The sequence below is a fragment of the Acetobacter sp. AAB5 genome (genome assembly GCF_050106715.1).
In the GTDB taxonomy this organism is placed as follows: Bacteria; Pseudomonadota; Alphaproteobacteria; order Acetobacterales; family Acetobacteraceae; genus Acetobacter; species Acetobacter oryzifermentans.
Map to the genome: position 1 here is coordinate 316731 of NZ_JBNIEW010000003.1, position 26174 is coordinate 342904.

Annotated in this window: 26 protein-coding genes, 1 pseudogene and 1 CRISPR repeat array (1 of these 28 only partly in view); of the genes and pseudogenes, 16 read left to right on the forward strand and 11 right to left on the reverse strand. The window is 50.9% G+C overall.

The genetic code is table 11. The annotated features are described in order from the left end of the window. A CRISPR array of direct repeats spans positions 1-356; the repeat unit is 28 nt; unit sequence CCTCACCGCCGCATAGGCGGCTTAGAAA; it begins 32 nt to the left of the window's first position. 92 nt (positions 357-448) lie between these two features. After that, positions 449-792 (forward strand): annotated as a pseudogene (locus ACP7IZ_RS05550) (IS5 family transposase); the annotation flags it as partial. 133 nt (positions 793-925) lie between these two features. Here ACP7IZ_RS05550 and ACP7IZ_RS05555 read toward each other — a convergent pair. The 6 genes from ACP7IZ_RS05555 to ACP7IZ_RS05580 are packed head-to-tail and all read right to left on the reverse strand — an operon-like array spanning position 926 to position 8779. Beyond that, complete coding sequence (locus ACP7IZ_RS05555; RefSeq protein WP_426848181.1) at positions 926-3997, reverse strand: type I restriction endonuclease subunit R; 3072 nt, start codon at positions 3995-3997, stop codon at positions 926-928. Further along, entirely contained in the window at positions 3994-4941 is a 948-nt protein-coding gene (locus ACP7IZ_RS05560) for a GIY-YIG nuclease family protein (protein WP_035351277.1), read from the reverse strand. Before ACP7IZ_RS05560 ends, ACP7IZ_RS05555 begins: the two co-directional genes overlap by 4 nt. Continuing rightward, positions 4938-6275, reverse strand: a complete 1338-nt coding sequence (locus ACP7IZ_RS05565; RefSeq protein ID WP_426848182.1) for a restriction endonuclease subunit S — start codon at positions 6273-6275, stop codon at positions 4938-4940. Before ACP7IZ_RS05565 ends, ACP7IZ_RS05560 begins: the two co-directional genes overlap by 4 nt. Beyond that, a complete protein-coding gene (locus tag ACP7IZ_RS05570; RefSeq protein ID WP_426848183.1) occupies positions 6272-8119 on the reverse strand; it encodes a type I restriction-modification system subunit M in 1848 nt (615 codons plus the stop codon). Before ACP7IZ_RS05570 ends, ACP7IZ_RS05565 begins: the two co-directional genes overlap by 4 nt. A gap of 34 nt (positions 8120-8153) precedes the next feature. Further along, a complete protein-coding gene (locus tag ACP7IZ_RS05575; protein ID WP_426848184.1) occupies positions 8154-8552 on the reverse strand; it encodes a type II toxin-antitoxin system death-on-curing family toxin in 399 nt (132 codons plus the stop codon). Next, on the reverse strand, positions 8552-8779 hold the full coding sequence (locus ACP7IZ_RS05580) for an AbrB/MazE/SpoVT family DNA-binding domain-containing protein (protein WP_035382081.1): 228 nt from the start codon (positions 8777-8779) through the stop codon (positions 8552-8554). Before ACP7IZ_RS05580 ends, ACP7IZ_RS05575 begins: the two co-directional genes overlap by 1 nt. A 407-nt stretch (positions 8780-9186) precedes the next feature. Here ACP7IZ_RS05580 and ACP7IZ_RS05585 point away from each other — a divergent pair, with 407 nt between their 5' ends. The 9 genes from ACP7IZ_RS05585 (at position 9187) to ACP7IZ_RS05625 (ending at position 14951) form a co-directional block, all read left to right on the forward strand. After that, complete coding sequence (locus ACP7IZ_RS05585; RefSeq protein WP_426848185.1) at positions 9187-9912, forward strand: hypothetical protein; 726 nt, start codon at positions 9187-9189, stop codon at positions 9910-9912. 6 nt (positions 9913-9918) lie between these two features. After that, the gene (locus tag ACP7IZ_RS05590) at positions 9919-11007 is read left to right on the forward strand and encodes a tail fiber domain-containing protein (protein ID WP_426848186.1); all 1089 of its coding nucleotides are present in this window, start codon (positions 9919-9921) and stop codon (positions 11005-11007) included. After that, positions 11007-11414 carry a hypothetical protein gene (locus ACP7IZ_RS05595; RefSeq protein ID WP_426848187.1) on the forward strand — a complete coding sequence of 136 codons (408 nt, stop codon included), beginning with the start codon at positions 11007-11009 and terminating at the stop codon, positions 11412-11414. Before ACP7IZ_RS05590 ends, ACP7IZ_RS05595 begins: the two co-directional genes overlap by 1 nt. Beyond that, positions 11369-12811, forward strand: a complete 1443-nt coding sequence (locus ACP7IZ_RS05600) for a CotH kinase family protein (RefSeq protein ID WP_426848188.1) — start codon at positions 11369-11371, stop codon at positions 12809-12811. Before ACP7IZ_RS05595 ends, ACP7IZ_RS05600 begins: the two co-directional genes overlap by 46 nt. A gap of 49 nt (positions 12812-12860) precedes the next feature. Next, positions 12861-13367: a hypothetical protein gene (locus ACP7IZ_RS05605; RefSeq protein ID WP_426848189.1), complete on the forward strand. Its 507-nt coding sequence runs from the start codon at positions 12861-12863 to the stop codon at positions 13365-13367. Then, a complete protein-coding gene (locus ACP7IZ_RS05610) occupies positions 13364-13795 on the forward strand; it encodes a cell wall hydrolase (protein ID WP_426848190.1) in 432 nt (143 codons plus the stop codon). The genes ACP7IZ_RS05605 and ACP7IZ_RS05610 overlap by 4 nt, the downstream gene beginning before the upstream one ends. 156 nt (positions 13796-13951) lie before the next feature. After that, a complete protein-coding gene (locus ACP7IZ_RS05615) occupies positions 13952-14317 on the forward strand; it encodes a hypothetical protein (protein WP_426848191.1) in 366 nt (121 codons plus the stop codon). 51 nt (positions 14318-14368) lie between these two features. Beyond that, positions 14369-14749, forward strand: a complete 381-nt coding sequence (locus tag ACP7IZ_RS05620; protein ID WP_426848192.1) for a hypothetical protein — start codon at positions 14369-14371, stop codon at positions 14747-14749. A 1-nt stretch (position 14750) separates the two neighbouring features. Further along, positions 14751-14951 carry a hypothetical protein gene (locus ACP7IZ_RS05625; RefSeq protein ID WP_426848194.1) on the forward strand — a complete coding sequence of 67 codons (201 nt, stop codon included), beginning with the start codon at positions 14751-14753 and terminating at the stop codon, positions 14949-14951. Between the two features lie 270 nt (positions 14952-15221). On the opposite strand, the gene ACP7IZ_RS05630 is transcribed toward ACP7IZ_RS05625, so the two are convergent. Then, positions 15222-15947, reverse strand: a complete 726-nt coding sequence (locus ACP7IZ_RS05630; RefSeq protein ID WP_426848195.1) for a DUF1796 family putative cysteine peptidase — start codon at positions 15945-15947, stop codon at positions 15222-15224. Positions 15948-16356: 409 nt separating this feature from the next. On the opposite strand from ACP7IZ_RS05630, the gene ACP7IZ_RS05635 reads away from it, so the two are divergent. After that, positions 16357-16569, forward strand: a complete 213-nt coding sequence (locus tag ACP7IZ_RS05635) for a hypothetical protein (RefSeq protein ID WP_426848196.1) — start codon at positions 16357-16359, stop codon at positions 16567-16569. A 63-nt stretch (positions 16570-16632) separates the two neighbouring features. Here the strand turns inward: ACP7IZ_RS05635 and ACP7IZ_RS05640 are convergent, their stop codons facing one another. Together ACP7IZ_RS05640 and ACP7IZ_RS05645 are read right to left on the reverse strand one after the other, a co-directional pair. After that, entirely contained in the window at positions 16633-17733 is a 1101-nt protein-coding gene (locus ACP7IZ_RS05640; RefSeq protein WP_426848197.1) for an acyltransferase family protein, read from the reverse strand. A 291-nt stretch (positions 17734-18024) separates the two neighbouring features. Beyond that, positions 18025-18417 (reverse strand): hypothetical protein, encoded by a 393-nt coding sequence (locus ACP7IZ_RS05645; RefSeq protein ID WP_426848198.1) that lies wholly within the window; start codon positions 18415-18417, stop codon positions 18025-18027. 144 nt (positions 18418-18561) lie between these two features. On the opposite strand from ACP7IZ_RS05645, the gene ACP7IZ_RS05650 reads away from it, so the two are divergent. Beyond that, complete coding sequence (locus ACP7IZ_RS05650) at positions 18562-19347, forward strand: DNA/RNA non-specific endonuclease (protein ID WP_426848199.1); 786 nt, start codon at positions 18562-18564, stop codon at positions 19345-19347. 115 nt (positions 19348-19462) lie between these two features. On the opposite strand, the gene ACP7IZ_RS05655 is transcribed toward ACP7IZ_RS05650, so the two are convergent. After that, positions 19463-19810: a DUF3147 family protein gene (locus ACP7IZ_RS05655; RefSeq protein ID WP_003625037.1), complete on the reverse strand. Its 348-nt coding sequence runs from the start codon at positions 19808-19810 to the stop codon at positions 19463-19465. Between the two features lie 148 nt (positions 19811-19958). Between ACP7IZ_RS05655 and ACP7IZ_RS05660 the strand changes: the two genes are divergently transcribed. Further along, positions 19959-20639 (forward strand): YfdX family protein, encoded by a 681-nt coding sequence (locus tag ACP7IZ_RS05660; protein WP_426848200.1) that lies wholly within the window; start codon positions 19959-19961, stop codon positions 20637-20639. 288 nt (positions 20640-20927) lie between these two features. Here ACP7IZ_RS05660 and ACP7IZ_RS05665 read toward each other — a convergent pair whose 3' ends face one another. Next, positions 20928-22343, reverse strand: a complete 1416-nt coding sequence (locus ACP7IZ_RS05665) for a helix-turn-helix domain-containing protein (protein WP_426848201.1) — start codon at positions 22341-22343, stop codon at positions 20928-20930. A gap of 131 nt (positions 22344-22474) precedes the next feature. On the opposite strand from ACP7IZ_RS05665, the gene ACP7IZ_RS05670 reads away from it, so the two are divergent. The 3 genes from ACP7IZ_RS05670 to prpB are packed head-to-tail and all read left to right on the forward strand — an operon-like array spanning position 22475 to position 26165. Then, positions 22475-24037 (forward strand): MmgE/PrpD family protein, encoded by a 1563-nt coding sequence (locus ACP7IZ_RS05670; protein ID WP_426848202.1) that lies wholly within the window; start codon positions 22475-22477, stop codon positions 24035-24037. 32 nt (positions 24038-24069) lie between these two features. Further along, positions 24070-25236: a bifunctional 2-methylcitrate synthase/citrate synthase gene (gene prpC / locus ACP7IZ_RS05675; RefSeq protein WP_426848203.1), complete on the forward strand. Its 1167-nt coding sequence runs from the start codon at positions 24070-24072 to the stop codon at positions 25234-25236. Next, a complete protein-coding gene (gene prpB / locus ACP7IZ_RS05680) occupies positions 25233-26165 on the forward strand; it encodes a methylisocitrate lyase (protein WP_063353517.1) in 933 nt (310 codons plus the stop codon). Before prpC ends, prpB begins: the two co-directional genes overlap by 4 nt. Positions 26166-26174 lie beyond the last annotated feature (9 nt).

The following is a 26174-nucleotide window of genomic DNA, read 5'->3' on the forward strand; positions in this document are numbered from 1 at the left end:
AGGACCCATGCGCCATTCTGGTAAACGTCCTCACCGCCGCATAGGCGGCTTAGAAAAATATCGAGATGCACAACAAGACGCAAAACGCCCTCACCGCCGCATAGGCGGCTTAGAAACAAAACCAGCCAGTGCTGTATTGGGAACCTGTCCTCACCGCCGCATAGGCGGCTTAGAAACGACAACAAGCCCGTTTTGTTTCAAAACACGGCCTCACCGCCGCATAGGCGGCTTAGAAAAGTCCGTGCAGAGTATGATTAATCAGGTGGCGCCTCACCGCCGCATAGGCGGCTTAGAAAAGAGGCGGAATACACCGTATTGCCACCAGAACCCTCACCGCCGCATAGGCGGCTTAGAAACACGTCTGATGAGACGTAACGCCACCGACCGTCCTCACTGCCGCATAGGGGGGTGGCATTAATATGACATCTCAACATGGTAGCAATATACGTTTTTCCTAGGGCGTGAAGGTCATGTCGGTGGGATGGCTGCGGATACCGTCTGTTTGTGGAAGCCGTGCTGTATCGTTATCGCCAGGCATTCTCTGGCGTGACCTGTCCGTCCGCTTTGGGGACTGGAATAACGCGTGCACCAACGGCTGCGTTGCTGGTGTGAAAGCGGTGTGATTGAACGGATTTTCCGGCATCTGGCTGCTGACCATGACAACGAATACATAATGATCGACAGCACGATTGTCCGCGCTCACCAGCATAGTGCGGGAGCCCGAAAAAAAGGAGCACGGATTAGGCCATAGGACGGTCCCGTGGCGGACTGACCACCAAAATCCGTGCCATTGCTCGATGAAGTCGATCCCAAGGCCTTCATCGCCGACAAGGTTTATGAATTGCTCCGGGTTTTGTGGAGACAGTAAGACCCAGAGCAATTAATCCACATTCAAGATGAGTCGCCTCAAATTTTCCGACCAGCTTTACCCCTGAAATCCCTCCCATAGCCCGCCCTGTTTCACTATGGCAGCAATAACGGCACGCAGCAGCGCGCTATCGTTCAGCATCTGTTTGCCCATTTTTTCATGCGCTTCCATCAGCTCAATGGTCGCATTCAGCCCTTCTTCCTGAAGGTCAGGTGAGTTAGCGAACTGATCCTTGGTATTAGCCTTTGCCTGCTCTCGCAATTTTTCTGATTCTGCTAGCTTGGTTTCTAACCCAGTGACAAACGCGACTTTGTCACCATCCGTCAGATCGCCTTCGAACAAATCATTGATTGCCGCAATGATGCGGGAAAGCTGCACCTTCACCTTGTCCTGCGGTTGCCCCGAACCGGCTTCCTTTATCGGCTCCAGCCCATCGCCAGCTTCGTTCTTCAGCCCAAGCTTCTGCTTACCAAGGTCTTTCATACGGTGATGCGTCAGACGTAAAGCCGTTGTGTCAATGGTCTCTCGCTCGCGGTCGAACTTCAGCAACGGCCACAGCATCTTTGCAAACAGGTACAGCTTTTCATAATCCGGATTGCCGTAGTTCAGCATCTGACTGAAAAACTCATACATCCGCACATAAGATGCCAGATCGCTCCGGAACTGAACCAGTCCGTCAATGCGTTCCTTTGCTTCCTTCCGCTTTTGTGAACCTTCCGGTTCGGCCTGAACAATTTGCCGGGCATCACGATACCGGACCAGCACACGGGAACTAACCGGCACAATAGCCGCATCAAGCTGCTGCTGCGTTGCTTTCGGATTTGTCAGGATGTGGGCCACTCGGTCCACTTCAGGCTGGTCATACAACCCGGCGTCATCCAGCTTGTGGCGCAGGTTTACCACGCAGTTCGGATCACTGAGATCCGCCAGTTCGGCCTTTGTGTAATACTTCTGGAACGCCTTGAGGATGTCTTCGGGATCGTTCTCGAAGTCGACAACGAATGTCATGTCTTTGCCCGGATAGCAGCGATTCAGGCGCGAAAGCGTCTGGACGGCCTGAATCCCGCCGAGCTTACGATCCACATACATGCCGCAGAGCAATGGTTGATCGAAACCTGTTTGGAACTTGTTCGCCACAATCAGAATCCGCCATGGGTCTTCAGCAAAGACTTCCCTCAGGTCGCGGCCCTTCAGTGCCGGGTTGATATTGCTTTCCGTAAAGGGCTCCGGACCACTTTCCGGGTCATCCACTTCGCCCGAAAACGCTGCGAGAAGCCCGAATGGGTAATGCTTTTCCTTCACGTAACGATCCATAGCCAGCTTCCAGCGCACAGCCTCCTTGCGGCTGGCTGTCACGACCATGGCGCGCGCCTTGCCCCCAAGAAGAGGTTGCACATTCTGACGGAAATGCTCCACCACGATCTGCACGCGCGCGGCGATGTTGGTGGGATGCAGTCGCACCCACTTCATCAGCGCCTTCTTTGCCTCCGAAGCCTCGACTTCTGCGTCATCCAGAATCTGCCCGTTCTGGCTCAGGCGAAACGCCTGTTTCCAGGACATATAATTCTGCAACACATCAAGGATAAAGCCTTCTTCAATAGCCTGCCGCATGGAATAGACATGGAACGCCTCAGGCTTATTGTCCTTGCCCTTGGGCTGATCCGGATGCGGTGGGCGCCCGAACAGTTCCAGCGTTTTGGTCTTTGGCGTTGCCGTGAAAGCGATAAAGGAGATACCCGCATCAGCCGCACTCTTCTGAGCCATTTCCACAGCCAGCAGGTCTTCCGTGCTGACCTCTCCACCGTCGGCAAGCTCCGCCAATTCACCGGATGAAAGCGCCGCCTTCAGTTTACTGGCCGATGTCCCGGTCTGGGAAGAATGGGCTTCATCCGCAATCACAGCAAAATGCTTGCCCTGCGTTGCTGCAAGCTGCCGGATTTCCTCCAGCGCGAACGGAAAGGTCTGGATCGTGCAGATAATGATTTTCTTGCCCGCATGAAGGGCTGACGCAAGTTCCTGACTCTTGCTACCCCCGTTGCCGGAAATCGAGGCCACCACGCCGCGCGTGCGCTCGAAACTCTCAATCGTTTCCGAAAGCTGCCGGTCCAGAACGGTACGATCCGAAACAACAATGACAGTATCAAACAGCTTGTGATTATGCGCGTCATGCAGATCGGATAGAAAATGTGCCGTCCACGCAATGGAGTTTGTCTTGCCCGACCCGGCAGAGTGCTGGATTAGGTAACGCTGCCCCGGTCCTTCCTTTAGAATAGTGGAGACCAGCAGCCGTGTGGCGGCAAGCTGATGATAGCGCGGAAAGATCCAGCCCGAGATCTTCCCTTTTTTCTTCACCGGAATGACGTAGCGGCCCAGAATATCCAACCATGAATCTGGTTGCCAAACATCCTGCCACAGATACGCCGTAGTGCTGGGATTGCCCGCACCGCCAGCATTCCCCTGATTGAATGGTAGGAAGCGGCTGTGCGCGCCATCCAGATGCGTGCACATCATCACTTCACTGTTGCTGACAGCAAAATGCACGACCGCTCCGCCGGGCACGGACAGCAACGGCTCTGCTGGCTTGCCCGGCGGCTTGGGCAGGCGGTCGGTGCAATACTGCTCCACCGCGTCCTGAACTGACTGCGTGTAGTTTGATTTCAGTTCGGCGGTCGCAACCGGCACGCCATTCAGAAACAGAACAAGGTCCAGTTCATTGCCGTTGCTGGCTGAATAACGCACTTGCCGCACCACGCGCAGGCGATTGGCGTCATAACGATGTTGCAAATGCGGGTTCATTGTCAGGGCTGGACGGAACTGACAGATTTTCAGCGTTTTCGTCAGCCCTATAATGTCCAGCCCGTCCCGCAGAACAACCAGCGCGCCCCGTGTGTTCAGCGCATCCCGCACCCGCTGGCACAACACGGCGCCCGCCGAGCCGCCATGCGTTTTCTCCAGCGTCTCCCACGCCTCAGGCTCGCATTCGCGCACCCATGCCAGCAGGTCTTCAGGGAACAGCGCCAGCCCCACGTCATATCGGGCCGCCGAGCCTTCCTCATAAAGCCAGCCGGAGCGTCCAAGGTAATCGCAAATTTCGGATTCTAGATGGTGCTCCTTGTGAAGATCGGTCATTCAGCTGCATCCTCTGTGGGAAGAGCATCAAGCTGACGATTTTCCCATTCTTTATAAGTGATCCCAGAGTGGACCTGATGCCACTTGTCCGGGCCATTCGCGGGGCGTCCATAGATGATTGCTGCAGCCGCACTTGGGCTGGAAAAAGCATAATCTTTCACAAATACAGCGGACTGCCCCTCAGATCTTATAACACCGCCTCTCTCCAGTTCATCACGTAGTGGGTGATAGCTTGTTCCTTCCTTCCCTTGCCAACACGGGTAGAGACGAGAACCGGTGAGAACGATAAATTCGCCATCCTGTAAGACAGCATGCGCTTCAATTTCATATTTCGGATATTTGAGAATGAACTCTGGCTCTAAATCTGAGCTTTGTTCATTTACCGCGATTGCTTGTCTGGTGACAGCAGAAGTCGTTGACCCCGCCGGACGGCTACGCTGGATGAACATATCCACCCGGATAGCAGGCAAAACCACCATCAGGCTGGCAAGAAACGCTTCCATCTTGGCAATATCCGCTTCCGTCAGCCCCGGCAGCTTTGGAGAATTGCCGTTATGTAGCGGTGTATGCCCGATCTCCCGCGCCATAGCGATAAGCCGCGCTTCCAGATACTTCACATGCGCCTTGTTTAGCCGGTTAGCACTGGCCGATACCAGAACGGCTGTTTCCCACCAGTCCTTATCACTCGCCGCCGCGTGCTGCTTGAGCCTGACACCAAGATCCTCGGCCTCCCCAATATAGGCGAAGTCTTCTCCTTCTTTCTCACCCAGCAGCAGGTAAACCCCGGCGTAACCAGCTTCCTCCCGTTTGAGCGCCTCCGTCAGGCGCGTGCGAGGCGTGACGAACACATGCCCCGTCCAGTTGAAGAGTTCAGCGGTAATCATCCCGTCCGGATGACCATCAATATAAAAAAGCTCCAGAGAGCGGCCTTTAGTGTCGATCATGCTGCAACGGCCTTGCTCTGGGCGCGAACGTCGATCTTGCCGGTGACGGCGGCGGAGATGAGGGCAGCTCGGCGTTCTTTGAGGAGAACAATTGATTTTTGCGAAGCGTCCGTCAGAATTCGAACATTTGAGAGTTCGCCCTCTAAAGAATCGACAATTGCAAGTTGCGTTTCATAAGGTGGTAGGAGCAGCGGCAATGCACCTACATCGCCCACTCTCAAATGACCAACTGTACTTCCTTTTGACCTCTCAATAATTCTCTCTCGTGCAAGACCTCCATAAATAGAATATAGTAAGAATTTATTCGAAAGTATTTGGGGTAAAGGTCGAATAAACATCATTCTTTGCCCCAAACAAAATTCAATATTTTCAGGAGCAAGACAAGCCTCACCAGCGGGGGCTTCGCGTGTAAATAGCACGTCACCAAATTGAGGAACGCCTTTTTCGGTCCATTCAACGAAGTTGGCTTCATCTGTAAAATATCCTGAATCAGGGATAAAAACGCCGTCCTTGATACAAGAAGTTCTTACAACAAAAAATTTTCCGGCTGGATGATTTTCTGGCGTACGATTTTTACAATCGACTATTCTACAACCACAATCCTTAATCCGCTTCATTTCCCACCCTTCCGGCACCATCCCGATCCACGGGATGCCAGAGTCCTTCATGGAGGCGTTGGGGTTCAGGCCCTTTGTAACGGCGTGGGAGATGACAGCCTGCCGCTTTTCCGCAAGGAGGGCAATCAGTCGTTCCTGTTCGGCAATCAGGGCATCAAGCTTTCCGCACTCACGATCCAGAAAGCTGGCTATTGCCTGCTGTTCGGGGAGTGGTGGAAAGCATAATAGAAATGATGCTAGACTATCCGAAGATAATTCGAGAAAAGTTGTACCTTTCCCAAGAATTTGCAATTCAGACACTGCTGAATAAAAAAAATAGAGGAAAAACTTGGACGACACTCCTTTGTCAGGAACAAGGGAACGACAGCCCTGATTTGTACATAGATCGGTCCCAGCGAGTCCGATACTTCCTATCGGCGCTCGTGTTGAAATAATAATACTACCTTTAGGAACAATACTGACGGCGCAGCTTTCAGCGCCTTTTACAGAAATAGTTCTTTTTGAGTGGGTGATAATCTCGGGTCGTTCAGAATTTAAATCTGCAGGGGTTATCCACGTAATTTCACCGTCCCAGAAATCACTCTGACCGGACTTTGGAGTTGCTCCGTTTTTTAAAGAAAATATTCGCTTGAGTGGTAGGACGTCCCACCCAACCGGAATCTCCCCAATCCACTCAACCCCGCTGTCCTTATAAGCCGGATACTTCGGGAAACTCATACCGAAAGCTCCTCAAGCATCGTCATGATTTTCGCGGTTACCTCTTTCAAATCCGCATCAATTTCCGCAAGTGGGCGCGGGGGTTCGAACACATAGAAATATCGGTTGAACGGAATTTCGTAGCCGATCTTTGTCTTGTCCTCATCAATCCACGCATCTGGAGCATGGGGCAGCACTTCGCGTTTGAAATAGGCGTGAATGTCCTCATTCAGCGGCACGTTTTCCGTATCGCGCAAGCTGGTATCGGGCATTTTCTTGCCCTTCATCTTACCACGCTGGCCGAGGACGATATTACCATCTTCATCGCGTTGCGGGCGCTCCACGGTGATGGTCTGATAGCCGAAATCCTTGTTATTGAAGATGCGGCTCAACGGCGCGAGCCGGACCTTGCCGCCTTCGGGCGCTTCCGGTGGCGTCTCGCCCTGCGTTACGACTGCGCGTGTCTGCGTGCCATCCGCACCGGTGATGGTGGCAAGCTGTGCCTCCTGCGCATTGCGGAACAGGCGAGTGACAAGGGTGATGTCGTCCTCTCCCATTTCCTTGCGTTTGGAGCCGAGGCTTTTGCGCATTTTCTGCCAGAAGGAGGAGGCATCGATCAGCTGCACCTTGCCCTCACGGTTCTTTGGCTTGCGGTTGGTCAGCACCCAGACATAGGTGGCGATGCCAGTGTTGAAGAACATATCGGTCGGCAGTGCGATAATGGCTTCGACCAGATCATATTCCAGAACGAAGCGCCGGATTTCGGACTCACCGGAACCAGCTGCGCCCGTGAACAGGGGGGAGCCGTTCAGCACAATGCCGAAGCGTGAACCACCGTCCTTTGTCGGGCGCATTTTGTGGACAAGGTGGAGCAGGAACAGCATGGAGCCGTCCGAGATACGCGGCAGGCCGGGGCCGAAGCGCCCATCATAACCCAGCTTTTCATGCTCGGCCCGAACGGCCTTCTCGACCTTTTTCCACTCCACGCCAAAGGGCGGATTGGAGAGCATGTAATCGAATTTGTGGTCCGCCAGTTCATCATCGGAGAGCGTGTTGCCCAGACGGATATTGCTGACATCCTGATTACGGATCAGCATGTCAGCCTTACAGATGGCATAGGATTCCGGGTTCAGTTCCTGCCCGAACATGGTCAGGCGGGCGTCCGGATTGTGGTCGAGCAAGAATTCTTCCGCAACGGAGAGCATGCCGCCGGTGCCAGCGGTGGGGTCATAGATGGTGCGGACGGCGGCGTTGCCGGGGGTCAGCAGGCTGTCATCTTCGGCGAAGATCAGGTTCACCATCAGTTTGATGACTTCGCGCGGGGTGAAGTGCTCACCAGCGGTCTCGTTAGAAGCTTCCGAGAACTTGCGGATCAGTTCCTCGAACACCTGTCCCATCTGGTGGTTATCAACGGCCTTATCACTGAGGTCGAAGCTGATGAATTTTTCGAGCACCAGATAGAGGAGATTGGCTTTGGCCAGCCGGTCTGTCTGTTCGGTAAAGCGGAAGTGGTCGAAGATGTCACGGGCAGCAGGAGAGAAGGCGTTGATATAAGCCGAGAGGTTCTGGGTTAGGTTATCCGGATCGCCCAGCACGCCTTTCAGTGTGAAGTCAGACGTGTTCACGAACCGCAGACCTGCGGCTTTCTCCATGAAAGGCATTGGGTCGATCCCTTTGCTCTCCCACTTTTCCTTTTCCTTCAGCACCTTGTCACGGGTCGGAGCCAAAACGGCATCAAGGCGGCGCAGAACGGTAAAGGGCAGGATGACCCGACCGTATTCGGCTGGTTTGAAATCGCCTCGCAGGAGATCGGCGACCTGCCAGATCATGGAGGACAGGGAGGCAGCGCGGGGTGTCGTACTCATAAGAAAATCTGGTCCGATGTCGAGAATATGTGAATCACTGATTTTGAAAATGCTGCCGCAGCCACGCCGCAAACGCGTCTTCCTCCATTGCGCCAGACGCAAGAGCCACCATGGCCTCGACGGCTTTCGGAGCGCTGGCCTGCACACGGGTTCCATTCAACCGAAGGAAAAGGATGCAGCAGCTCCAGGCTGTCCGTTTGTTGGCGTCGTTGAAGGGATGATTACGCGCAATGCCGTAAGCGTAGGCCGCCGCCAGAGTCGCAGTATCTGGTCGAGGCGTTTCAGCATAGTGCCAGCGGTTTTCGGCGCGCGCTAATGCGCTGTGCAGCAGGTTCTCGCTTTTGAGGGCATGTGTCCCACCATATTCCTTCAGGGCCTGATCGTGCATGAACAGCACCGCATCGGGCTCCAGAAACTCAGGCAAATCCTGCATCAGCGTTTGGCCAATTCCTGAAGAACGTCAGCCTGCTCACGCAGTGTCTCGCGCGCCATCTGCATCTGGCGTTCAAGTTTGAGATTGCGCTTTACCAGTTTGATTCCGTCGGCCATTTCGACCAGCGTGAGTTCCTGCCCGACCTCCAGGCCAAGGCGGATGCGCGTTTCCGCCGGAAGAGTAACACCGACAGAATTACCCTGTTTGCGAACGACAACCGTTTCCATAGCTTCAACTCCGTATTACGTGCCGTAATACGTAACAGGACCGCATCAGCAGTGACAAGCGCAAATACCCTTTAGCAGTGCTGGTCAGATAGAACTGCGGGTCGGATGGTTTGCTAACGCAAGATAACAGATCAACAGAGTGTGCGCATCTCACGACACCATTTAGGGTGTTTTTTCTGGATCAGGTTTTTCAGAGCCGGATGGATATCCTTCTCACGGCGTGAACATTTGTTCTCATTTTGTTCTTGACGTTCCTGCGTGGTCACTGGTATCTCTGTTCCATCATCTCAGGAATGAAAAATATCATCTGAGATGTAAAAATCAGGAGATTTTCGAATAACGGCACAGATTGTCGCTCGGAATCCTATTTCAAAAAATGGAGGCGTCCTTATGGACGAACGCAAATAATGTCGGGGACGACGACGTCCTCTGGCACCCCTATCTCGTCTTTGCCGCAGGCGAGTGCCGTATCTGGAACGGATACACTTGTGGGTGTCGTTACATCATCTGGCACAACGCAGGCTGAGCAGGTGCCGGTTTCCGTTTTAGCGCAGGGTATTTCTGAAACTATCGGTTTATCAGATGCGGTAACAGCAGCACAGGCAGCCGCCGCAACAGCCGCAGCGCAGGCAGAACAGGCAACTGAGAACGCAACCAATGGGGTAAATGCTGCACGCGGTAAAGCAAACGGTGTGGCTGCATTGGATGCAAGCGGCAATCTGGCACTAACAGACGGTACGGTTTTGCAGTCTGCTTTGTCTGTTTCCCCTGCCACACAAACTCAGACAGCAACGCTTACCCCTTTGCTTACGCTAGATGAAAGCGCAAAGGTGCGGACTGCATCAGGTGATATTTCTATTTCAAGTGTTGCTGATGCAATGCAGGATGCGGATTACCTGACCGTTCTAGGTGGTTCTGTTGTATCGCGCCCTACCGTTACGGGTACCATTCCATCGGATTGCACGATGAATGGAAATATCTATATCGCGCCAGCAGCTTATACCAACGGCGCGAGTGTTCTCCCTGCCGGTCTGTCAGTTGATGCGAGTACTGGAATTATCCTGACAGACGGCAGCGTTTTCTTCCCCAACACAATCAACAATATTGGCGTTCTGTGCGCCATTTCGGAGTAATTTAGCATGGCTACAACTTATGGTGCACCTACGGGTTTGGATCTTTCTACTTGTTCTGTTACGGCAACAGGAAGCACAGCAAGTCAGACACTTGCTGCGCTCGGCAAGGCTGTTTCGGATAATGCTACCGCTGTAGCAACTGCACAAAGTTCGGCATCTTCTGCACAGGCATTAGCAACAACAGCTAATAGTAATGCGGCTACAGCACAATCTGATGCTTCTAATGCCCTTACGGTTGCCCAAGCCGCCCAAGCTGCCGTTGGCACGCCCGTTCAGACTTCTGCCGCGGGTGAAGTGGGCGGTTACGTAGCCTATGATGCATCTTCCGGTAATGCACGTATTGAAGCAATTACCCCAGCTACACCGTGGGTTCCTATTTCCGCCTGCTTAAACATGAATCCCGCAGCGGTATCAACGGCATCATCTTATAGTCAGTTCAATATCAATGCCAGTAGTGGCACATCCGCTGTTCAGGGCCTTATTAACTGTATGGCGGACAGTAATGGTAAAATCAATTTTGCGTTTAATAATGCATGGGGGAATATTGGCCCAGATGCAGATGGTAGCATGGATCTAGGCGCATCAGGTTTTGCTTTTAATAACTGTTATTTGAAAACCTCTGCTACAATCACGTCTGATGCAAACGAAAAAACCATTATCGGTTCGCTGGCAGATACGTCCTATGCAGATGGTCAGAAACTACTGGCCGCGGCCGATGCTGTAGATGCCAAGGTTTACCAGCTTAACGCCTCGATTACTGAAAAAGGTGCGGCTAATGCCCGCCTGCATATTGGTTATATTGCGCAGGAATGGGAAGCAGCACTGGCCAACGCAGGTCTTGATGCTGGTAAAATGGGTCTGCTGATTTCTTATCCGCTGACAGAACAGCAGGAAAAAACTGCAACAGATGCTCATGGTAAAATTGTAACATATTACGAGACTGTTCCTGTTTACGAGGCAGATGGTAAAACGCAGAAGTTTGGTTACAGCCTGCGCTATGACGAATTGCAGTGCTTGCTGCTAGAAGCACGTAAGCAGAAACAGATTACACTTGAAGCGCGTATTGCGGCTCTTGAAGCCAAGGCAGGTGCCTAATGCCAACCCTGCTTGATTTTACGGCAGGTGTGGCAACCGGAGCGGGTGGCAACACCCTCTCTGGCGGCCAGATTGTAGATGCCGTAACCAGTGGCCCTCCTGTTGTCGTGCATGTAAATCCTGATACATCCCTTGCTCTGTCATTTTCGGGGTGTGGCAGAATTGCACATCGGGTTTTGCCTGTTCAGGATACAGAAATTTCCATTATCGGTGGTGTATCTGGGTTATTTCAAGAAATGCTCGTTATGGTGCAGCAGTCAGCTATGGGAAATGCCGTGGTTGCGTTGCCTTCGGGTATTGTTTGGCAAGGGGCTGCGCCGTTTATTGATATACGCGCAGGCGCAGTCACTTTCTTTCGCCTTTGGACGCTGGATGGCGGCAATACGATTTACGGGAAATCCATCTAATGAGTGAAACGTATTCAACTGGGTTCAGTAATAACGGTGGCGTTGCCATGCTCGGCAACCCCGCTGCTGCCGATGCCGTTCAGGATATTGATACTCTTGTCCTTAACAAACCGAATGCGCCTTGGCGTGTTGTGGTAGAGGGGGCATTTCCTACAGACACCAGTGACGCCAGAACTCCTGTTGATGTTGCGGTAAGTGTTTATGAAGGGGGTATTCCTCTTTTTTCAGCCAACGCGGAAATGTCTATTCAGGGACAATCCAGCGCAACTGACAATAAAAAGGGTTATAAGTTCAAGTTTACGAACCCAACAACAGGCAATAAATTATTGATAAAAATCGGTGATTGGTTGCCAAGCAATAAATGGGATCTCAAAGGCTATGCTGTTGATAGAACGTTAGTTCGTGATACCGTCAGTGCAGCTTTTTGGCGTAATATACGCAGAACAGCTCCATTCCCGCATAACCTTATTGCTCCAAAAAATGTATGGGATAGCCTGCAATATAGCGATTTGAGCATGAACGCATCTGCCTTGTTTTCGACAGATGGTTTTCCTGTTGAAATGTGGCAGCAGGACGACACATTTTTTGGATTATTTGTTTGGCGCACCACGGCTGATTTACCTGATTTTCTTTTGGATGAAGATAACCGTAATCATATCCAGATACAGCCGCAACATGCGGGGTTTATCTGGGATCATGCCTTTACGGGTACAGATTGGGTTGTTGCATCTCCAAAAATTAAAAAATATACTGACCAGATGGATATTTCCAAAGCGGCCCCAGATGTTCAGGCAGCAGGAACACGCTTCATACAGTGGTGTATGGATGTGCGGGCCGGAAATGTAGATATGCGTGCTACATATCCTTACTATATCAATCTGCAATCTTGGTTGGATTATATTCTGTTTTGTGAAGCGGCAGGGAACGGGGATGGCCCGCAAAATAACTTCAACCTGACAACATGGGACGGCATGATCTGGCATCAATGTGCTTATGACATGGATGAAACATGGGGGATCATGTTCAATACAACAGTTGAAACATCTGCTCCCGAAAATTGCGGGTTCATTATGAATCAGAATACGCAATCCATTTGGGCTGGAACGAACTTTTTCCAGATGTTTTATACTTACTTTCTTCCTGAATTACGAGCACGGTGGGCAGAGCTGCGTGATGCGGGAACTATAAGTTATGAAAGTATTGCCAAGCTGGTCAAACAACAGGCTGATTTTATTGATCCGGCCATGATTGAACAGGATTTGGCTATCTGGCCTCCTAATGGTTCTGATGTCATCGATTATGGTGTTACGGGCCGCAACTATTACACCTTCATTCTAGATTGGGCCAACCGCCGTATTGCCTGGATTGATGCGCAGTGGGGTTATAGCGGAGCATAACCGCATGGGCCATCTTTAAGCGGGTGGCCCACCTTTTTCGGACAAAAGAATGATAGATGAACAGAGCGCGGGCAGCCCCTGCGTGGCTGATGGTGTGCACGCACGTCTGGATGACCACGAAGAACGCCTTGCCGCTGTAGAACGACGGCAGGACGTGACAGATGGCAAGCTGGATAGCATCAGCCGAGATATTGCCGCTGTGCGGGCAGAAGGCAACGCGCGCCAGCAAGCTACAAATGCCGGAATGGACCGGATTGGTATCCAGCTTTCTGACCTTACCCGCCAACTGGCGGCCCATACGGGTGCGCAGGAAGAACGGAACAGACTGGCAGAAGACAGTTTGCGGCGTTGGAAAAAATTGGCGGTTATTGTGGGAATTTTCTGCACGCTTGGTGCGGCGGTTGGGTCCACATTGCTTTCAGATCAGGAGGTAGCCAGCACGATCTGGGTAAAATGGCTGCACTGGCGCGAACCATGGGATGTGCCTGCCCAACCCGCGCCGCAGCCGCAGGAAACGCAGTTCATCCTGCCCCCGCGTGAAATGGAGGCAACGTGATACCCGCAGTATGGATGTCTGACCCTGTGCAGGTTGGTGCGCGCACAGCATGGGGAGAGGCGCGGGGAGAAGGCAATAACGGTATGGCCGCAGTGTTGTGCGTTGGCCGCAACCGCGCCAGCCGTCCGGCATGGTGGGGGCATGATCTGTGTAGTGTGTTCCTGCATCCGTGGCAGTTTTCGTGCTGGAATGCGGCTGATGTGAACTTGCCCAAGCTTCTGACCATTACTGACATGGACGCGCAGTTTCGTGAGGCCACTGCTTTGGCGCAGGCGCTTGTGGGCGGTCACCTTACTGACATGACGAAAGGGGCGGATCATTACTATGACACGCGCTCCCCACGCCCTGCTTGGGCTTCTTCGCAATTTTACTGCTGCACGATTGGTCATCATGCGTTTTACCGCGTGGGGCCTTTTGGAGAAGGCTGATGACAAAAGAAGAAATAAGAGAAATCGCACGCGCTGTCGTAGATGAGTTAGACGTGCGGTGGGGTTCAAGGATACACCGCAGCCCGAACGGAAATCTCACGATTGAGGTTGTGGAAGTAAACACACTGCCTGTCAGCCTACGTGGGGGGATGTCGCATGACTGATGCACCCGCTTCCGTAGCGCCAAAACGCTCTACCGTTGTCGCGCAAACAGCCAAGGCTATTACGGCTGGCCTATCCTTGCCCGCTATGGTAGCTGCACTTCCACAGCCCGAAGCAACATGGGCGCTGTATGCCTGTGTTGTGTTTGCCTCGGCAGGGTTTACTGCAACCCTCTTACCTCTTCCGGCCAATCAGTCCGGTAAGCTGTGGCTGGTTTACCGGATCATCAACTTCCTTGCTCTCAACTGGAAGTATGCAGCCAATGCCGTTCTGCTTCTGCGCGGTAGCATGTCTTCCAAATCCGAACCGCCCCAGGCTGGACCGGGTTCTGTTGTGCAGATCCAGCAGGATAGCAAGTGATATCATTTTCGTGACACCGCGAAAATGATCTGAAAATGAAAAGAGACTCAAATGAAAAAATTATTCCTTGCTCTAGGGCTTTTGCCCCTTCTAGCCGCCTGTGCTGATACCTCGCAGGGCAAATTGCATCAGGCTGTTTATGATGTGGACAGCGCTTATCATGTGCTGGCCAACCCTATGCCAGATGTGATGGCAGGCAAGGTTCCCGGCGTGGCGTTGACCGACACGCAAAAGACCATTGCCAAAGCAGCCAGCCAGACCGTGTTTAATGAAATCCAGTCTCTGGAAACCTCTATCGAAAGTAGCAGCAGCATTACGCAGACTGCCGTAAGCGCATTGCAAGCAGACTTCGCATCTTTTGAAACCTGCTGGGCAGGCCTGAAAACCGGCACCACGCCGGATGCCTGCGCAGCCCTTGGCGGGAGCAAATAACATGAACGCAACAGAAATCAGCGCCATCTTGGGCGTTGTAACCACCGTAGCCGGTCTGGCTGAGAAATACGGGCCGGAAGTTTACGAGACGGTGAAAGAGGCTATTGAACAGTCCAAGAGCAAGACTGGCCCAACTGTGGCGGATATTGAAGCCATTTTTGCCAAGTGCAAGGCTGATAATGCGGCTATTCAGTCTGCATGATGCCAGATTTTGAATGTGGGATGATTGTTGGTGGCGGAAGCATGTTTCTTGCCATCATCATCTTGGTAATAGGCTGGCGATTGCTGGTGGTGCGGTCTGATTTTTAGGTAAAGACGCTAACAGATTATGACCAAGAGCCACCATAGGTAGCGGACAGGCTCTTGGCTGATAATATTATGCCACTGATATGTGGCGAAACTTTGATGGGATGGTTGCCAGAAATTGCCTGTATCTTAAGTTATTGTAGAAGGTTTTGATTTTACTAATAGATCATTCTTTTTTGGCAGAAATGAATGAGGAAAAAACTGTTATAAAGCTTATAAGATCCTGTGCTGTTTGAAAATCAGTGCCATCAATACTTTCTTTGCGGGAAATGGAATATAAAAGAGAGTTTTCTGTTTTGGAGGTGATGTTGCATGTGTAAAGATGATCCTCACGCTGGATAAAATTCAAGGCAAGGAGATATTTGTTTTTATAAAGTGATAGAGTTTTTGAAAGCTCATCAAAATCACTTTCACAAATTCTTTGAGAAATACAGATAAATATAACCTTTCTATCTGAACGTAGTAGATTTAAAAATCTGTCAACGCAGCGTTGATAATATCTATAAACGTCATCAATAGATATATCATAGTGATTGAATGTAAAAAGAATACCATAGTGTTCTTTATAATATCTGTGATCGCAAAAATTTGCATCGGGTGAGAGTTTTTCACTGTCAGCAATTTTTATGTGCTCTGATCTGTCCAGAAAAGTTGAAAACCCGTCCTGAATGCAATGGTTTACCATGCGGATATCACTAAATATCCAATCAAACGGGTAGGAGTACTTTTTAAGCCCAAGGTTTTTGAGAACTGAAGCTGTCAGGCAATGATCCCCCACAGAAACCACTTCAAACCCCTGAATATTCTGCGCGATATTTTTGAACTGGCGGTAATATCCAAGTAAAGAGAGCAGTTCTTTTGCAGATCTTTTGGCTTTTTTCAGACTGTTCATGAGCGCTCTTGGGGTTGGATATGGCCGACGATAATGTGGGTCTATTTATATCCTTACATTGGAATATTTTGGCATTTCCTTCAACATTGTTCTTATAGGGTTATGCAGGCAGCATTATGCCTATCTTGATAGAGGCACTTTGTTACGTATGTATTTACTTTAAGCGCGGTATTTTGTTATTCGTAAAATAAATCATTACAGATACGATATTCTATATGTCATAAAAAAATATTCATGATGCATGATGAGCTTGCCTATAAGGCACATGGTATGTCTCTTTCCATACAGGCTGTGTCGGTTTTTCTTGCCTGTGTACAACCTTGTGGAAAGTGTGAATTGATACCTTGCAGCGCGCATCTGCTAAGGCCACATATAGGCAATTATCAATGTTAAAGAGAAAGTTCGCCCTATGAGCACTGTCACCATTTCTGTTCTAAAAGAGTTTGTTTCCAAGGCATCTGCCCTGCATCAGACCTGGAAAGCAGGTAAGCCTTCTGCATCAGAACTTTCCTGGCGGGAATGTGTAGAAGATGAGAACTATAAGGATGCCGTAGTGGAGAGAGATTTTTTGGCAGAGCTGACAAAAGCCAATATTCCGTATGAGATGTCGGAAGCTGTTTAAAACAGCAGATGCATTTTAAGAATTAGGTAAGAAAAAACCGCCTTTCGGCGGTTTTTTTTGTGCTTACTTCAAACTTGGCTCCAAATCAGATTTCTTTCTATAAAATGGTAATTCAATAAAGAAATAAGAAAGCGTAGCAAAAAGAATGGCCATACTGATGCCTGAAACGGCAAACAGTTCAGATGATATTCTTAAACCGTAAGACTGGCGAATATCCTGCATAATATCCCAGACAACAATGTGGCACAGATAAAAGGAGTAAGTGATTTCTCCACCCCAATAACTTAGAAACACCAGTGGCTTTGGCACTGTAAGGGTGCCGCATTTTAAGGCGGCATACACCACGCACACACACGCCAGAATAGAAACAATGCTGATAGAAAAAGGCATCATCTGGTTCTGAAATGCAGCAGGTATGGCTGTGGATGCCACGAGGCCAAAAATCAGCAAGAAAAAAGAAAGCGTTGCAGGAATTTGCGGTGCTTTTGCCCGAATAATATCGCCTATGCCCTGCGTGTTTACAAGATGATAAGCAATAAGCCCCCATATAAACCCTGTGGGGCGGTACCATCCCCAATCAACACCACCCGGCAGCCAAAAAAGCAGTACCACAGCCAAAGTATAAATACAGGGGATAAAAAACTTTTTGCCTATAGTGAAGAACAGAAGAGGCAGAACAATATAAAACTGATTTTCAAGCGATAAAGACCAATACCAGCCTAATGGACTGGGAGAGACTGCGTTTTCAAAGTTTCTGATATAAAAAATAGAAGTCAGCCATTTATAAAACAGGCTGGTTTGATCCCCCCACAACCCGCGATCGGATGAAATAAGGCCCGCAGTAAGTGTGACGGTTATCCAGAAAAACGCAGCCGGAAAAAGCCTGAGAAATCTTTTCTTGAAGAAATCAAGAGAGAAGGAAACTTTCTCCGCCAGGTCCATATTGGGTTTGGATTTGCCCAAAACCATGTAACCCATGAAATAACCGGATATAACAAAGAAAATATCCACCCCCAACCAAGGGCGCAAAACTGCTCCCAAACTTTCTCCAAAATGAGGGTGGATATTGGTGCGAAGTGATGCCTGATGCGCCATAACAACCAAGGCAATGGAGATAATGCGCATGAGCTGTATTTCTATGTTTTTGTTATATTTGCCTGCCATCTGACCCTGCTTTTTTGATATTTCTAAAGGTCATATCGGGCAGGGGAGCAGTTGACCAGATTCCTCGCTGCATAGCATGCAAAGCACAGCTATGCATGCTGCAAAATGGGAAGTGAAACTACGAAAAAACCCTTCAACCGGATGCATAGGCTGAGATGGAGCATGAGGAAATCATCAGCATGACTCACATGGGTTGTGCCCGTTATCCACAGGCTTACCCACCGGAGCATCCGCAGAATCTGTGGACAAGGCCACTAAGCTTGGCAGTCAAGATACCTGCGGATAAAAACTTCAGGGGTGGTATAAATCCTGCTCCAGAAAGGTTTTAACGCGCAGGAAGGCTTCTTCTTCCGTTTCGTTTTCAGCAATACCCAACCACGATGGCTTGCGCCGGGCAATCCAGCCCAACATCTTACCGCTTAGGCTCCGAAAGAGCGGAATATCTTCTGCCAGCAGCAAGATGCCCAAAGGCAGCATCCACACACCCAACACAGGTAAAAAGGAAAGCAATCCACCCAAAATTAACAACAGCCCAGAAGGCAAGCGCACCCATTTTTGCTGGGGTTTGCGTAACCACTGTATGGCGCGGCGCATTTTGGCGGGTAGCTTTGCCGTTATCATTTGTGTGCGGTGTTCGCGCAGGGTTTCTGGCGTATCGGTGTTGGAAGGTGATGGCTGCTCCATTTCTGCTCCATAACTGTGGCTGATTTTGTTTTATGTGCCTTTATTTGGGCGTTATCTTTTTTATAAAGGCATTTCGTAGTTTATAGCATTTAACAAAGGCAGCATTGTGTATTTAAAACAGGGTTTCACGCTGGTATCCGTTCAATGAGCTTGCGTGTTGCTAAAATATGCTTAGGCATTGTTGTGGCATGTCTGCCTGTTTCTGCCGCTTGGGCGCAGGAAAATGCAGCATGTCAGGTTTTTGGGCCAGAAAACAGATTGCCCGCACTAACGCGGCCTTTCATGTTGAAGCAGACAGAACTGCTTTGTAACACGGGTTATGCCGTTTTGGTTTCATCTGTTACGCACACACCTTTGTGGGCCGCAGAGCATTTGCAGGCAGATAATGTGCGTCTTGCAGAACGCCTGATGCGTGCTGGCACTTTTTATGAAGATTCTCGCTGGGTAAATGGCAGCCGAGATCAGGATTACAAAAAATCTGGTTACAGCAGAGGCCACATGGCCCCCAGTGCGGACCAGCCAACTCCCGCCGCACAATTTGAAACTTTTGCGTATTCCAACATGGTACCGCAATCCATTACGCTCAATCAGGGCATTTGGGCGCGTATTGAATACACAGTGCGGGAACTGGCTGTGCAGGAAGGTGATTTATATGTGGTCACCGGCCCTGCCTTTCATGGCCATCCTATTCCCACCATTGGGCCAGACCATGTGTTTGTGCCGTCTTCTACATGGAAAGCTGTGTATTCTGCGCAGCGTCAGGCTGCGGGCGTATATGTCTGCAAAAACGTGCAACGTTCTCCACACTGCGATCAGGTAACAGTGGCAACCCTTATCCGCAATACAGGGGTGGATCCATTTCCGGGTGTGGCAGATCGTATCAAGCAGAGTTTCTGGCGCTTGCCGTCACCACGTAAAATACGGCGGTAAGCGTGGGGAGGTGAGAGTACAGGCCACGATTTTCACGCAGGTTGTACACGTTATCCACAGGCTTACCCACCGGAGCATCCGCAGAATGTGTGGACGACTCTATTGGCAAGGGGTTTTATTGGCTAATGCCAAGCCAAGGTCCGGCCCAGATCATCAGCAGATATAAAACAATGGTTAAGCCGCAGCCGCTGGCCAGTGCGGGCCAGAAATGCACGCCACATCGCATAAGCCACGGCATGAACAAAAACATGGGCAAGGAGGGCAACACATACCAGAATGTGGCGCTCACATGGGCTTCCATCCGCGCGGGATCATGCGTTTCCAGCCAAAGCCAGATCATCCCAAATACGGAAACAAGGGGCAGGGCGGCAACCAACGCACCAAAACCAGGGTAACGGCGCGCCAAAGTGGAAACCAGAGCAATAATCAAAGCTGAAAGCAGGGTTTTGAGAAGAAAAAACATTCAGGTATCAGACAATAAATAAAAAACGCCTGACTATAATATATTTTTTAATATAGATGAATTGTATCACCCCACTTGGCGCATTAAATTAAATTTCAGGATATCATCCGTTATCTTTAAATATTTAAATCAGTTTGGATTAGTTTTTATGCGTTTAAAAGCTCTTTTTGCAGCATCCGCTGTATTGCTCACCAGTTTTTCTGTGGCTCAGGCAGGTACTGTGCACACCACGTGGGAAAAGTTTAAGGCTGGCCATGCCATGCACCGGCTTTCTGTTGATGGCCAAAAAGCCATGATGGACGTGTTTCAGGCGCGTGATCTGCTGGCTCAGGGCAAAACCGATGCAGCTATTCCCCCGCTCTATGATGCACAAAAGCGCTTTAAGGCTGCCAGTGCAGATAACAAGAAGTTCTTTGCGGCAGAAAGCCAGCTTCAGCCAGCGCCGCAGCATCCGGTTTCTGCAACCCATACGCCAGTGGCCAACCCCACAACATGGGTGCCTGTTGGTGGTGAATTTATTGTAAGCGAAACACTGGCCCCAGAAAAACAGGCTGCATTGGCAAACGCCAACAAGCAGTTCCAAGCCGGGCAGACCCAGCAGGCGCAGCAGAGCCTACAGGTTGTGGGTGAAGATGCAGACTTCATTCTGGCTCTTGCCCCGCTGGAACAGAGCGAAGGTGCCCTGTACCGCGCAAAAGTGTTTACAGAAGGCCGCCAGCCACAGCAGGCTGTAGAAGCACTTAACCAGCTTCTGGATGGCATTGTGTTTGTTTCGGACGATGTGGTGGAAAAAGTTGCACCCTCCACACCGGCTAAAAAATCCAACTAAAACAATACGCTGCGTTATACGGCAGGGGTGGAGAGCAAAAAAGTTCTCCACCCTTGCTTTTTTCTGTTGCGTTTATTGAGAATGGTTCTTATTATCAATCTTGTCGCGGTGATGAAGGCGTTTCTGCTGGTGGGGCAAGGGGCATCGCCGCGACAACTCTTGGTTCGTCTTGATTTATCCCGTTCAATCCCCGGTTCCTATCTGGAATGTTTTTGCATCCCCGGTCATTCCAGATAGGTTTTTTAAGTTCCCCTTGCCCCACCAGACTATCTTCTTCCTTGCAAGATATCAGGGTTTTTCAGGTAGCGCCCGATAGGGCACAACGCCTCTGGCATCGCTTCCTGTATCCAACATGCGGCCCGAAACAGGCAAAGATCTGTGGCTGCAATTATCCCGCATACATGCGCGGCAGCCGGGGCCAATGGGCACAACCAATCTGTGGTCATTCAGGTTTAAACCATCTGCATAAACCGTTTTTGCGGCATCACTTATGGTACAGCCCAGCACAATGGCAATCTGGCGTGGGCGGTCTGTATAGGTAACCCCCTCATGCCCTACAGTGCGGGCAACATTGAGGTAAATGGAATCGTCCGTGGTTTGAGAAAGCTGTACCTGCACTTGCCCGGGCGTGGCAAAAGCCCGAAAGATGTTCCATAACGGGCAGGGGCCACCAAAACGGGCCTGAGAAAAGCGGTTGGCCGAGAAACTTTTAAGAATATTTCCTGCAATATCCAATTTAAGAAAATAAAAGGGAATGCCCTCCATGCCGGGGCGCTGTAACGTGCTTAACCTGTGGCTTATCTGCTCAAAACTGGTGCCAAAATGGCGGCGCAAGCGTTCAATATCGTAACGCATGGTCTGCGCCGCATGCAAAAAGCGCGTATAGGGCAACAGCAATGCTCCGGCAAAGTAGTTGCCCAGGTAAACACGCCCCAACTCCAGCGCATTTTTCTCCTTTGGGCCTTCACGGCGTAAAATGCTGCTTATCAGGCGGGTTTGGTCGCGTTGGCCAATAATTTGCGCCAGATAGAACAGCGTGCTTTCTGGTGGTTGATCTGGTGGCAGAAGAATGGTGCGACGGTGCCGATCTATCCGCCACACCAAGCCGCCTTCTTCCAGCGCCGGGTCTTGCTGCGTATGCAAACCATGATGATCAAGAAGGTAGGTTTTTAAGGCTTCGGACAAGCCATTTTTGAGATCAAGACTTTCGTAAAATTTTTCGGCTGCACAATCAAGTTCATGAAAATAGTTGCGGTGTTGCTGCACCCAATCCCCTACCGTTTCATAGGGTTCCAGATTGGGGGTTGGTAAAAGCGCGTTGTCTTCACGCTCCTGCTCAAATTTATAAGCCCGGTAGAGGGTTAGAAACGCGGCGCATAAATCCGGATTGGTGAGCACGGCATCCGCCATTTTGGCCAAAGGCAAAGATGCGTTTTTAAACACGGGGTCAGCCATGGTTTCGCGCATGGCCTGCACAGTATGGGCTTCTTTGGTGTTGCTAAACCATGCCGGGCTCAGACCAAAACGCTCACATAGTTTTTGCAGCAGGTGGTGTGGAAGGGGCCTATGGTTGCGTTCCAACTGGTTAAGATAGCTTGGTGATATGCCAAGCATTTCCGCCAGGTTGGCTTGGGTTAGGGTTTCACGTTGGCGCAACTGCCGCAAGCGTGGGCCAGCAAAAAGCTTGGTTCTGGTTTGTGGCATGGTACGAACTTCGCAAACTTCGCAAACGGGAACATTCCCTTCGCCTCTTTTTACTCTTATCTCTCTGCCGTTCAAAACAACACTCTGCAACACTCGCCTCACGATCAAATTCCGATCATGAGGTAAAAACAATGCAGTATCATGATGTGCGCGTTCACCCAGAAAGCGACCGTCTGCCACGGCCCGAACAGCTTGCGTGGAAAATTGCGCAGGTAGCGGCAGATCCGGTGCCGGTGGAGGCCGCTGTTACGGATATGATCATCAACCGGCTGATAGATAACGCATCTGTGGCTATGGCATCTGTGAACCGTCATTCCGTCATGAGCGCACGGGCCGAGGCTCTGGCCCACCGGCGCGAAGGGGGTGCTACGGTGTTTGGCATGGGGCCAAATGTGCGTGTGCATGCAGAATGGGCCGCATGGGCCAACGGCACAGCCGTGCGTGAGCTGGATTTTCACGATACATTTTTAGCAGCAGAATATTCTCATCCGGGTGATAATATTCCGGGCATTTTGGCAGTTGCCCAACAGTGCCGCCGGAGCGGTGCGGATTTAATTCGTGGTGCTGCCACAGGGTATGAAATTCAGATAGATCTTACGCGTGCCATTTGTTTGCACAAACACAAGATAGATCATGTGGCGCATCTTGGCCCATCTGTGGCCGCAGGTATTGGCACGCTTATGCGTTTGCCGCCAGCAGTTATCTACCAGGCCATTGGGCAGGCTTTGCATGTAACCACAGCCACACGCCAAAGCCGCAAGGGTGAAATTTCATCATGGAAAGCCTACGCGCCTGCGCATGCCAGCAAGATGGCGGTAGAGGCCGTTGACCGTGCCATGATGGGCGAAACATCTCCCACCCCGATTTATGAAGGGGAAGATGGTGTTATTGCTTGGATGCTGGATGGTAAAAATGCGCATTATCGCGTGCCATTGCCAGAAATGGGTGAGCCAAAACGTGCCATTCTGTCTTCCTTTACCAAGGAACATTCGGCAGAATATCAAAGTCAGGCGCTTATTGATCTTGCCTTTCGTATGGGCCAGAAAATCAAAAACTGGGATGACGTGGAAGATGTGCTGATAGAAACCAGCCATCACACGCATTATGTGATCGGCACGGGTTCGAACGATCCGCAAAAGTTTGATCCGCAAGCCTCGCGGGAAACGCTGGATCATTCCATTATGTATATTGTAGCCGTGGCCTTGCAGGATGGCAGTTGGCACCATGTGCATTCCTATGCCCCGGAACGGGCACGCAGGCCAGATACCGTGCGGCTCTGGCGCAAGATCCATACAATAGAAAAACCCGAGTGGACACAACGGTATCACGAAACAGATCCGGATAAAAAAGCGTTTGGCGGCCGCATTGTTATCCGCATGAAAGATGGTTCGGTTATTGCGGATGAGCTGGCTGTTGCCAACGCCCATACGTTAGGGGCCACACCTTGGCAGCGGGCTGATTACATCGGAAAGTTTCAGACCCTTTCAGAAGGCATTGTGCCCCATAAAGAAGCAGACAGGTTTTTGGAAGTTGTGCAGAACCTGCCAAACCTGAAAGCAGGTGAACTGCATATGCTGGAAATTGCCATTCCAGAGCGTGATATCCGCCAGAACACAGCGGAAGGCATTTTCAATTTCGGGCAGGCCAAGCCTGCTGCGGTTGCGGCCTCCACCACCACGGCTCTGGCTTCCTAAACAGGCGATAACGCACAGGAAGGAATAGAACAATGACAACGCATCTGCACAGAAAACCAAAAAAATCTGTTGCGCTGTCAGGCACGGTTGCGGGCAACACGGCGCTCAGCACTGTGGGGCAGAGCGGGAATGATCTGCATTATCGTGGGTATGATATCAAAGACCTAGCGCGTGCCAGCACGTTTGAGGAGGTCGCACATCTGCTTATCCACGGATATCTGCCCAATAGTGCAGAACTGGAAGCCTATAGGCGGCATCTGGCCAGTATGCGGGATATTCCTGCCATTGTGCGTGCCGCTTTGGAACGTCTGCCAGCCGCCACGCACCCTATGGATGTTATGCGCACGGCAGTTTCCGTTCTGGGCTGTGCACTGCCAGAACGGAGCGATTGCCCCACCGCAGGCGCACGAGATATTGCAGACAGGTTTGTGGCCTCGTTAGGGTCCATGCTGCTATATTGGTATCATTTCTCAAACCACGGGCGGCGGATAGAGACCAATACGGATGATGAAAGTGTAGGCGGTCACTTTTTGCATCTCCTGCATGGCAAAACTCCATCGGAGGATTGGGTGCAGGCCATGCACACATCCCTTATTTTGTATGCCGAGCATGAATTTAATGCCTCCACATTTACCGCCAGAGTGGTGGCGGGTACGGGTTCGGATATGTATTCCGCCGTTACGGCAGCCATAGGGGCGCTGCGCGGCCCCAAACATGGTGGCGCCAATGAAGTGGCGCTGGATATTCAGCAACGCTATCGCACTGCGGATGAGGCCGAAGAAGATATTCTGCGGCGTTTGGAAAGCCGTGAAGTTATCATCGGTTTTGGGCATCCTGTTTATACAATAGCTGATCCGCGTAACGAAATTATTAAGGAAACAGCCCGCAACCTTTCGCGCCGTAATGGCAACATGCGCCTGTATCATGTAGCCGAGCGTATTGAGCGGATTATGGATGAGCAGAAAAAAATGTTCCCTAATCTGGATTGGTTTAGCGCGGTTTCTTACAACGCCATGGGTATTCCTACGGCCATGTTTACACCTATTTTTGTAATTGCCCGCGTAACAGGGTGGTGCGCCCACATTATGGAACAGCGGCAGGATGGTAAAATCATTCGCCCATCTGCCAATTATGTGGGGCCGGATAATCGGCCTTTTGTGCCCCTGCGTGAACGCGATGGTCTGGAGCATGCAGCATGACATATCTGGTTGGCAAGGACCTGCCACAAACACCAGCCGGGCAGCGCTTTCGCGCTCTGCTGAACAAACAAGGTATTCTGCAAATTCCCGGGGCACATAATGGGCAGGCGGCCTTGCAGGCTAAGGATAATGGCTTTCAGGCTCTTTATCTTTCAGGTGCGGCTATGTCTGCCAGCATGGGGCTGCCAGATCTGGGTATTATCACCATTGAGGATGCGTGTTTCTTCATCCGCCAGATTGCACGGTCTTCCGGCCTGCCGCTTTTGGTGGATGGAGATACCGGATACGGTGAAGTGCTGAATGTCATGCACATGGTCCGGGCTTTTGAAGATTCCGGTGCCGCTGCTGTGCATATTGAAGACCAGATCCTGCCCAAAAAATGCGGGCATCTGAACAATAAAAAGCTCGCCTCCCCGCAGGAGATGGCACAAAAAGTGGCGGCCGCAGCCAAGGCCCGGCGCGATATGCTGATTATTGCGCGCACAGATGCCGCCAGCTCAGAAGGGCTGGATGGTGCCGTGGCCCGCGCCCGTTTGTATTACGAGGCCGGGGCTGATGCCATTTTTCCAGAAGCATTGATTTCTGAAGATATGTTCAGGGAATTTGTGCGCCGTATGCCAGATGTGCCCCTGCTTGCTAACATGACAGAGTTTGGCCGTTCCCCTTACTTCACGGCATCTCAGTTTGAAGATATGGGGTACCGTATGGTCATCTGGCCTGTCAGTTCCCTGCGGGCAGCCAACAAGGCGCAGGAGGATTTGTACAAAACCATTGCGCGCACAGGCGGTACGCAGGACATGCTACCGCGCATGCAAACGCGAGAGGAACTGTACAAAACAATCCGGTATTACGATTATGAATCATTGGACGCAGGCATTGTGGCCACGGTTCTGCCGCACATCGGTCAGGCCGATCGCAACGCCGCCTGAACATTCTCT

Excerpts from the sequence above, each read along its gene's own strand:
- ACP7IZ_RS05565 (WP_426848182.1), bottom strand. The coding sequence starts at position 6,275 with ATGAGTTTCCCGAAGTATCCGGCTTATAAGGACAGCGGGGTTGAGTGG.
- ACP7IZ_RS05595 (WP_426848187.1), top strand. The coding sequence starts at position 11,007 with ATGCCAACCCTGCTTGATTTTACGGCAGGTGTGGCAACCGGAGCGGGT.
- prpB (WP_063353517.1), top strand. The coding sequence starts at position 25,233 with ATGACATATCTGGTTGGCAAGGACCTGCCACAAACACCAGCCGGGCAG.
- ACP7IZ_RS05555 (WP_426848181.1), bottom strand. The coding sequence starts at position 3,997 with ATGACCGATCTTCACAAGGAGCACCATCTAGAATCCGAAATTTGCGAT.
- ACP7IZ_RS05630 (WP_426848195.1), bottom strand. The coding sequence starts at position 15,947 with ATGAACAGTCTGAAAAAAGCCAAAAGATCTGCAAAAGAACTGCTCTCT.
- ACP7IZ_RS05615 (WP_426848191.1), top strand. The coding sequence starts at position 13,952 with ATGACTGATGCACCCGCTTCCGTAGCGCCAAAACGCTCTACCGTTGTC.
- ACP7IZ_RS05650 (WP_426848199.1), top strand. The coding sequence starts at position 18,562 with ATGAGCTTGCGTGTTGCTAAAATATGCTTAGGCATTGTTGTGGCATGT.
- ACP7IZ_RS05620 (WP_426848192.1), top strand. The coding sequence starts at position 14,369 with ATGAAAAAATTATTCCTTGCTCTAGGGCTTTTGCCCCTTCTAGCCGCC.
- prpC (WP_426848203.1), top strand. The coding sequence starts at position 24,070 with ATGACAACGCATCTGCACAGAAAACCAAAAAAATCTGTTGCGCTGTCA.
- ACP7IZ_RS05560 (WP_035351277.1), bottom strand. The coding sequence starts at position 4,941 with ATGATCGACACTAAAGGCCGCTCTCTGGAGCTTTTTTATATTGATGGT.
- ACP7IZ_RS05605 (WP_426848189.1), top strand. The coding sequence starts at position 12,861 with ATGATAGATGAACAGAGCGCGGGCAGCCCCTGCGTGGCTGATGGTGTG.
- ACP7IZ_RS05670 (WP_426848202.1), top strand. The coding sequence starts at position 22,475 with ATGCAGTATCATGATGTGCGCGTTCACCCAGAAAGCGACCGTCTGCCA.
- ACP7IZ_RS05665 (WP_426848201.1), bottom strand. The coding sequence starts at position 22,343 with ATGCCACAAACCAGAACCAAGCTTTTTGCTGGCCCACGCTTGCGGCAG.
- ACP7IZ_RS05580 (WP_035382081.1), bottom strand. The coding sequence starts at position 8,779 with ATGGAAACGGTTGTCGTTCGCAAACAGGGTAATTCTGTCGGTGTTACT.
- ACP7IZ_RS05640 (WP_426848197.1), bottom strand. The coding sequence starts at position 17,733 with ATGGCAGGCAAATATAACAAAAACATAGAAATACAGCTCATGCGCATT.
- ACP7IZ_RS05625 (WP_426848194.1), top strand. The coding sequence starts at position 14,751 with ATGAACGCAACAGAAATCAGCGCCATCTTGGGCGTTGTAACCACCGTA.
- ACP7IZ_RS05645 (WP_426848198.1), bottom strand. The coding sequence starts at position 18,417 with ATGGAGCAGCCATCACCTTCCAACACCGATACGCCAGAAACCCTGCGC.
- ACP7IZ_RS05660 (WP_426848200.1), top strand. The coding sequence starts at position 19,959 with ATGCGTTTAAAAGCTCTTTTTGCAGCATCCGCTGTATTGCTCACCAGT.
- ACP7IZ_RS05570 (WP_426848183.1), bottom strand. The coding sequence starts at position 8,119 with ATGAGTACGACACCCCGCGCTGCCTCCCTGTCCTCCATGATCTGGCAG.
- ACP7IZ_RS05585 (WP_426848185.1), top strand. The coding sequence starts at position 9,187 with ATGTCGGGGACGACGACGTCCTCTGGCACCCCTATCTCGTCTTTGCCG.
- ACP7IZ_RS05635 (WP_426848196.1), top strand. The coding sequence starts at position 16,357 with ATGAGCACTGTCACCATTTCTGTTCTAAAAGAGTTTGTTTCCAAGGCA.
- ACP7IZ_RS05655 (WP_003625037.1), bottom strand. The coding sequence starts at position 19,810 with ATGTTTTTTCTTCTCAAAACCCTGCTTTCAGCTTTGATTATTGCTCTG.
- ACP7IZ_RS05590 (WP_426848186.1), top strand. The coding sequence starts at position 9,919 with ATGGCTACAACTTATGGTGCACCTACGGGTTTGGATCTTTCTACTTGT.
- ACP7IZ_RS05575 (WP_426848184.1), bottom strand. The coding sequence starts at position 8,552 with ATGCAGGATTTGCCTGAGTTTCTGGAGCCCGATGCGGTGCTGTTCATG.